3 protein-coding genes are annotated in these 2,425 nt (G+C 59.7%); 1 reads left to right on the top strand and 2 read right to left on the bottom strand.

The window, feature by feature from the left end; translation table 11 throughout:
* Nucleotides 1–66: 66 nt before the first annotated feature.
* Together ACOSYY_RS17635 and ACOSYY_RS17630 are read right to left on the bottom strand one after the other, a co-directional pair.
* Nucleotides 67–771, bottom strand: a complete 705-nt coding sequence (locus tag ACOSYY_RS17635; protein ID WP_421664144.1) for an NADPH-dependent FMN reductase — start codon at nt 769–771, stop codon at nt 67–69.
* Between the two features lie 122 nt (nt 772–893).
* On the bottom strand, nt 894–1,379 hold the full coding sequence (locus ACOSYY_RS17630) for a hypothetical protein (protein WP_421664143.1): 486 nt from the start codon (nt 1,377–1,379) through the stop codon (nt 894–896).
* 405 nt (nt 1,380–1,784) lie between these two features.
* Between ACOSYY_RS17630 and ACOSYY_RS17625 the strand changes: the two genes are divergently transcribed.
* Complete coding sequence (locus tag ACOSYY_RS17625) at nt 1,785–2,168, top strand: hypothetical protein (protein ID WP_421664142.1); 384 nt, start codon at nt 1,785–1,787, stop codon at nt 2,166–2,168.
* The last annotated feature ends 257 nt before the right edge of the window (nt 2,169–2,425 follow it).

Here is a 2,425-nt window from a genome sequence, read left to right as displayed (position 1 = left end):
GGACAGACGTTCTGCTCCATGTACTGGAGCAGGTTCGTCCCCACGCTGCGGATGAGCTGCTCCGCATCAGGGTCCAGGCAGCGGCCTTGCTGATCGAATACCTTCTGCACGTTCGCCACCGAAATCGGCAACGGCAAGACGATGCCGCCGATGTGGGAGACGACGCTGCGCCAATGCTCCCAGCCCACATGATTCATGACGGTTCGTAACGAAACCGCCGAGACGCCACGCGAGACGGGCACGCGGAACCGCGAGGGAGGAAGGCATACTTGAAACAGTATGTCGACCGACCGAGCGGCGAGCCTGCCCGCTTGGCTGCGGGAACCTGGCAGCCAACCTTGTCGCAGCGGCGTATCGGTGGGTGCAGTAGAAGCGGTCATGGATCATGTGGGCTACGGCTTTGATCGCGCCGATCGTGCCGCCCGCCACTCCCAACAGCGCGACCGGCTTGCCGAAGATGGGAGAGGGGTGGCCGAGGTTCTCGATGAGCAGCTTCATCACGCTGCTGAAGCTGCCGTGATACTCCGGCGTGGCCAAGACTGCCCCGGCGGCCTCGGCGACCTTCCGATGAAGCTGCTCCACATCGTTGGACCGAGAGGCAGTCCCCGGCAGCGGCAGGTCGAGTTGCGCCGGATCGATGGTCTCCACGGACACCCGGGGATGTTTCTTCAATTCCTCCTCCACCAACGCGGCCGCCATGCCCGTATAGTTGCCGGGACGCACGCTGCCCTTGAGGATTACCAGACGAATCTTGTCCGACGGACGTTCCATAGATTTCACCGGAGCTTCGATCTTAGCCCTTCGTTGTTCCAATGATCAACGGACGCTTGCTCGCAGCGAAGGGCCGTCTCGCCTGAAACCCTCTGGAATTTGGTTCCATCATTGACGGTCCGTCAAGGCCTCTCCTCGACCCGTTGCTCGCCCAAGCCGAGGCGGAGCGCCTCGATGTCCAGCTCCTGTTCCAGGCGATGGAGCACCTCGTCGCTGATCGTGCCCTCGTCGCGGAGCCGGATCAGGGCCAGCCGTTCGGCGGTGAGGGTCTCCTGCCGCAGCCGGAGAAAGGCCTTGTTCGTCTCCTTTTTGCACTCGGGGGCCACGTCGGCAGAGGGCGCGAACCGTTGCCGGCGGCGGCCATAGTGGAGGCGCAACCGTTCCAGGTGATCGCGCTTCGGCCAGTCTTCCTCTGTCAGCTCGCTCAAGCGGGACAGCGCCGCGCCGGCCGCCCGCGCACCCGCGTAGAAAAGTAGAATGTCCCGCTTTACACCCATGCCGGGACACCGGGATAGGCTGACCAGATTTGCAGTGTTTGTCGGGCTCCGGAAGGCTGAGAGATTTCTTGCTAAGTACCAAAAAAGATTATTAGAATTGGCCGAAAGCAAGAGGCTGGTTGGCCGGGACAGGCTGACCAATCTACTTAATAGTTAGGGCGCCACTCGCAAGATTTGCAGTCGATCGGGGCCGCCGGTTACAATACACATTGGGCGAAAAGGAAACGTCGCCAAAACAAACGGGCCAATAGAGAGCGGCACATAAGACGCTAAATCAGGCGCAAGAAATCCGCCAACCGAGAGCGGTAGATAAGACGCCACCAAAAGCGCAGCCAACCCCGCCAAGAAGAGAGCCCTCCTCAAGCGCGACTCCAAGTAAAGCCCAATTCGTTGCAACAGGCACCTGGGCTCGTTCGTCGTTCGAGCGCAATTCCCCTTCTCCTGCTGTCATCGTGACGGCTGGCCGGAGGGGAACGCGTTCTTCACTTGGGCAATCGCAATCTGAGGAGGTCGTTTATGCGACAGAAATTTGTCATCGATGGGCGCATGTACTACTATCACGACTCCAACTGGTACGATGAGAAAACTCAAATCCAGATCCCGGTCATCGAAGCCAACAAGGTCAATGCTCTCGTCCGGGAATATCCTGAGCTACTCGCAGCAATCGCTGCCGAAGAGCGAAAGGAGCAGGTCGAACGGCATGAGTTGCGCCTGAAGGACCTGGGTGTGGGGTACAGGGGATCGGGACCTTCTACTCGATGGTCCCATCGATGGGCGCACTGCTGGGCCTGTCACCACCCATTGGACAGCGCTGTGGATCCTGAGTGTTCCGTTTGCCATTGGATCTTGTGCCGTTGTGGCGCATGTGGCTGCGGCTATTATGGATGGCATGCGGCCTAACCAGGTGTTGGAGCCGACGCTGCGCTTGGTGTTATCGTTCCTAGCGCGGCGCGGCTCAACGCCAATCGTTAGGCGTCACCGCCGAAGGTCACGATGAACAGGGATCAGAAGGCAAAGCGCGACTTCATCACTGCGTTCTTCGATGATACCGAAGCCCGAGTTCGCTTCTTAGACGAGCTCGCCGCCACCGGCCATGAACCGGAAGCCATGACACTGTGTCTCGTCTATATTGATCGTTTCTCGCAACGTCTCTGTTG

It is taken from the genome of Nitrospira sp. BLG_2, assembly GCF_049222245.1.
The sequence above is the reverse complement of the archived record's forward strand: the minus strand, read 5'-3'. Positions and strand labels throughout refer to the sequence as shown.